Below are 5,590 nucleotides of genomic sequence, written 5' to 3'. Positions count from 1 at the left end.
TTAAGTTTTAGGTCGGCGGTGTCTTACTCTCCCACAAACTCCCGTTTGCAGTACCATCAGCGCAATTAGGCTTAGCTTCCGGGTTCGGAATGGGACCGGGCGTACCCCCAATGCTATAACCACCGACACATCTCTATCACATTATACTCTGGACCCGTATCACCACACCATAATAATGGGGTTTTGGGTTGTGTTGTGTCAGACACTGCATAGTGGACGCGGCATGAATCAATATTTCTTTTCGCATTTTTTGTTAGTCACCACAGCAAACAAGTGTTTGTTGTTGTGGTTGTTTGTCGGTGAATTAGTACCAGTCATCTACACGCATTACTACGCTTCCAATTCTGGCCTATCAACCCCCTAGTCTAGAGGGCACCTCAAATGAAACCTCATCTTAAAACAGGCTTCCCGCTTAGATGCTTTCAGCGGTTATCCCTTCCGTACGTAGCTAACCAGCCCTGCCACTGGCGTGACAACTGGCACACTAGAGGTACGTCCGTCCCGGTCCTCTCGTACTAGGGACAGCCTTCTTCAAGTTTCAACGCGCGCGGCGGATAGAGACCGAACTGTCTCACGACGTTCTAAACCCAGCTCGCGTGCCGCTTTAATGGGCGAACAGCCCAACCCTTGGGACCTACTCCAGCCCCAGGATGCGACGAGCCGACATCGAGGTGCCAAACCATCCCGTCGATATGGACTCTTGGGGAAGATCAGCCTGTTATCCCCGGGGTACCTTTTATCCGTTGAGCGACACCACTTCCACACGTAGGTGCCGGATCACTAGTCCCTACTTTCGTACCTGCTCGAGCTGTCACTCTCACAGTCAAGCTCCCTTGTGCACTTACACTCAACACCTGATTGCCAACCAGGCTGAGGGAACCTTTGGGCGCCTCCGTTACATTTTAGGAGGCAACCGCCCCAGTTAAACTACCCACCAGGCACTGTCCCCAACCCAGATCATGGGCCAAGGTTAAGGTGCTCAATCCGATCAGAGTGGTATTTCAACAACGACTCCACCACACCTAGCGATGCAGCTTCACAGTCTCCCACCTATCCTACACAAACCGAACCAAACACCAATACCAAGCTATAGTGAAGGTCCCGGGGTCTTTTCGTCCTGCCGCGCGTAACGAGCATCTTTACTCGTATTGCAATTTCACCGGGCCTGTGGTTGAGACAGCAGGGAAGTCGTTACGCCATTCGTGCAGGTCGGAACTTACCCGACAAGGAATTTCGCTACCTTAGGATGGTTATAGTTACCACCGCCGTTTACTGGGGCTTAAATTCTCCGCTTCGCAACACACAAGGTGTCACTAACAGGTCCTCTTAACCTTCCAGCACCGGGCAGGCGTCAGTCCGTATACATCAACTTCCACGTTTTCGCACGGACCTGTGTTTTTAATAAACAGTCGCTTCCCTCTATTCTCTGCGACCACCACCAGCTCAATCAGTCTGTCACCAGCAGTGGTCCCCCTTCTCCCGAAGTTACGGGGGCATTTTGCCGAGTTCCTTAACCACAGTTCACCCGAACGCCTTAGTATTCTCTACCTGACCACCTGTGTCGGTTATGGGTACGGGCCATATACACACTCGCTAGAGGCTTTTCTCGACAGCATAGGATCACCAACATCCCCAAAAATGGGTACGCATCACGCCTCACCCTATTGTGTGACGGATTTACCTATCACACGGGCCACACGCTTACACCACAATCCAATAAGTGGCTTGGCTACCTTCCTGTGTCACCCCATCACTTAGCTACTACCAACGAAGATCCCATGCACAACAACATCCAACACACACAAAAGCATGCATTAGAAAGCTGTGGATGGTTAGTACCACTGATTCACTATTTGACGCATATACACGGGTACGGGAATATCAACCCGTTGTCCATCGACTACGCCTGTCGGCCTCGCCTTAGGTCCCGACTCACCCTGGGAAGATTAGCTTGACCCAGGAACCCTTAGTCATCCGGCGGATACGTTTCTCACGCATCATTCGTTACTCATGCCTGCATTCTCACTCGCACACACTCCACACCACGGTTACCCGGACGCTTCAACGCTGTGCACGACGCTCCCCTACCCAACAATCCAAAATGGATCATTGCCGCGGCTTCGGCGGTGTACTTGAGCCCCACTACATTGTCGGCGCAGAACCACTCGACCAGTGAGCTATTACGCACTCTTTCAAGGATGGCTGCTTCTAAGCCAACCTCCTGGCTGTCTTCGCGATCCCACATCCTTTCCCACTTAGTACACTCTTAGGGGCCTTAACCGGCGATCTGGGCTGTTTCCCTCTCGACCAACGGAGCTTATCCCCCGCAGTCTCACTGCCGTACTCTCACTTCACTGGCATTCGGAGTTTGGCTGACATTGCTAAGATTGTGGTCCCGCTCAACCAACCAGTAGCTCTACCTCCAGGAAGAAACATACGACGCTGCACCTAAATGCATTTCGGGGAGAACCAGCTATCACGGAGTTTGATTGGCCTTTCACCCCTACCCACAGCTCATCCCCTCAGTTTTCAACCTAAGTGGGTTCGCGCCTCCACAGAGTCTTACCTCTGCTTCACACTGGCCATGGGTAGATCACCCCGCTTCGGGTCCAGGACATGCAACTAAAACACCCAATTAGGATTCGCTTTCGCTACGGCTCCCCACCAAAGGTTAACCTCGCTACATGCCGCTGACTCGCAGGCTCATTCTTCAAAAGGCACGCCATCGCCAAACAAAGCCGGCTCTGACGGATTGTAAACACACGGTTTCAGGTACTCTTTCACTCCCCTCCCGGGGTACTTTTCACCATTCCCTCACGGTACTATCCGCTATCGGTCACACTAAGTATTTAGGCTTACCGGGTGGTCCCGGCAGATTCACAGCAGATTCCACGAGCCCGCTGCTACTCGGGGACAAAAACAACACCAACACACATACTTTCACCTACAGGACTCTCACCTTCTACGGCAGGCGTTTCCACACCACTTCGATTAGCACATATGTATAAATGCCAGGTGATGACAGCCACCTGATGTTCAAACCCCACAACCCCGTACACGCAACCTCTGCCAAGTATCACACGCATACGGTTTAGCCTCATCCACGTTCGCTCGCCACTACTAGCGGAATCACAATTGTTTTCTCTTCCTACGGGTACTGAGATGTTTCACTTCCCCGCGTAAACCCCCACACCAGCTATGAATTCACTGATGGGTAACTACACATAACTGCAGCCAGGTTCCCCCATTCGGACACCCTCGGATCAACGCTCTATTGGCAACTCCCCGAGGCTTAACGCAGCCTTACACGTCCTTCGTCGGCTTAGCATGCCAAGGCATCCACCGTGTGCTCTTCATCAAACAACACACCAAAATGACTTACAAAAAATACTAAGAACACCCACACACAAAAGCATGCGGATCATTCACAAAAAAATAAAGATAAAAATGCTCGCGTCCACTATACAGTTCTCACACAACACACCAACACCAACCACAACCACCAAACAAAGTGATCATCGTGAAATGTTAGCCACCAGGAATCACACAAAATGTCATCCCAGACACCCAACAGCATGCCAACACACCATAAAACTTATTTTTTTTCATCATGCTATCTGCTACAAAGACTAGTTCTACTTGTTATATACCCGGAGTATGATCATGGTCCACCCGGATAATAATAAAAAATACTGCTGATCAACTGACCAGCCAAAATAAAAACTCCATAGAAAGGAGGTGATCCAGCCGCACCTTCCGGTACGGCTACCTTGTTACGACTTCGTCCCAATCGCCGATCCCACCTTCGACAGCTCCTCCCAAAAAGGTTAGGCCACTGGCTTCGGGTGTTACCAACTTTCATGACGTGACGGGCGGTGTGTACAAGGCCCGGGAACGTATTCACCGCAGCATTGCTGATCTGCGATTACTAGCGACTCCAACTTCATGGGGTCGAGTTGCAGACCCCAATCCGAACTGAGGCCGGCTTTCAGCGATTCGCGCACCCTCACGGGCTGGCAACGCGTTGTACCGACCATTGTAGCACGTGTGAAGCCCTGGACATAAGGGGCATGATGATTTGACGTCATCCCCACCTTCCTCCGAGTTAACCCCGGCAGTCTCTCATGAGTCCCCACCATAACGTGCTGGCAACATAAGACAAGGGTTGCGCTCGTTGCGGGACTTAACCCAACATCTCACGACACGAGCTGACGACAACCATGCACCACCTGTATACAGACCACAAGGGAAACTACATCTCTGCAGCCGTCCTGTATATGTCAAGCCCAGGTAAGGTTCTTCGCGTTGCATCGAATTAATCCACATGCTCCGCCGCTTGTGCGGGCCCCCGTCAATTCCTTTGAGTTTTAGCCTTGCGGCCGTACTCCCCAGGCGGGGCGCTTAATGCGTTAGCTACGGCACAGAAGTCGTGGAAGACCCCTACACCTAGCGCCCACCGTTTACGGCATGGACTACCAGGGTATCTAATCCTGTTCGCTCCCCATGCTTTCGCTCCTCAGCGTCAGTTACTGCCCAGAGACCTGCCTTCGCCATTGGTGTTCCTCCTGATATCTGCGCATTCCACCGCTACACCAGGAATTCCAGTCTCCCCTACAGCACTCAAGTTATGCCCGTATCGCCTGCAGCTCCGGAGTTAAGCCCCGGTATTTCACAGACGACGCGACAAACCACCTACGAGCTCTTTACGCCCAGTAATTCCGGACAACGCTCGCACCCTACGTATTACCGCGGCTGCTGGCACGTAGTTAGCCGGTGCTTCTTATACAGGTACCGTCACTTACGCTTCGTCCCTGTCGAAAGAGGTTTACAACCCGAAGGCCGTCATCCCTCACGCGGCGTCGCTGCATCAGGCTTGCGCCCATTGTGCAATATTCCCCACTGCTGCCTCCCGTAGGAGTCTGGGCCGTATCTCAGTCCCAATGTGGCCGTCCACCCTCTCAGGCCGGCTACCCGTCGACGCCTTGGTAGGCCATTACCCCACCAACAAGCTGATAGGCCGCGGGCTCATCTCGTACCGAAAAAACTTTCCACCACCGACACTAAACGATGGTCCTATCCGGTATTAGACCCAGTTTCCCAAGCTTATCCCGAAGTACGAGGCAGATCACCCACGTGTTACTCACCCGTTCGCCACTCGAGTACCTAGCAAGCTAGGCCTTTCCGTTCGACTTGCATGTGTTAAGCACGCCGCCAGCGTTCGTCCTGAGCCAGGATCAAACTCTCCACAAAAAATAAGAAAAAATATCCTTATCAGGCTTCGTGAAAAGCCCAACCAAAACTGGCAAAAAACAAACAACCAGCACACACCCACAAAAACTTGTGGGTGCAATAATGATTATTTGAAAAAAAATAAAAGATGTATCATGACCACAACCCGACGGGGTAAAAACGTGATCACAATAAAAAAAGAATCATTAAAATTCTTTCACCATCAAACGCTAAAAGATTTTACAAGCCAAGCAAAAACTTGCCGGCCACAATCAAAAGCACATAACAGTAAAACAATCCCAATAACACTTTGAAAAAAATAAAAAGTACATTGGCACACTATTGAGTTCTCAAACAACAT

General features: G+C 51.3%; 3 rRNA genes. All 3 read right to left on the bottom strand.

Going from position 1 to position 5,590, the window contains the following annotated elements:
- Nucleotides 1-10: 10 nt before the first annotated feature.
- Nucleotides 11-127 (bottom strand): 5S ribosomal RNA (rrf, locus tag NXS99_RS09090).
- 158 nt (nt 128-285) lie between these two features.
- Nucleotides 286-3,366: ribosomal RNA gene (locus tag NXS99_RS09085) — 23S ribosomal RNA — on the bottom strand.
- Between the two features lie 365 nt (nt 3,367-3,731).
- Nucleotides 3,732-5,250, bottom strand: a 16S ribosomal RNA gene (locus tag NXS99_RS09080).
- The 16S, 23S and 5S rRNA genes sit together here, the layout of an rRNA operon.
- Nucleotides 5,251-5,590: the final 340 nt, after the last annotated feature.

Source organism: Corynebacterium sp. HS2168-gen11 (assembly GCF_024834075.1).
Classification (GTDB): domain Bacteria; phylum Actinomycetota; class Actinomycetes; order Mycobacteriales; family Mycobacteriaceae; genus Corynebacterium.
Note: the sequence above shows the minus strand (reverse complement) of the source record. Positions and strands in the feature narration are given on the sequence as shown.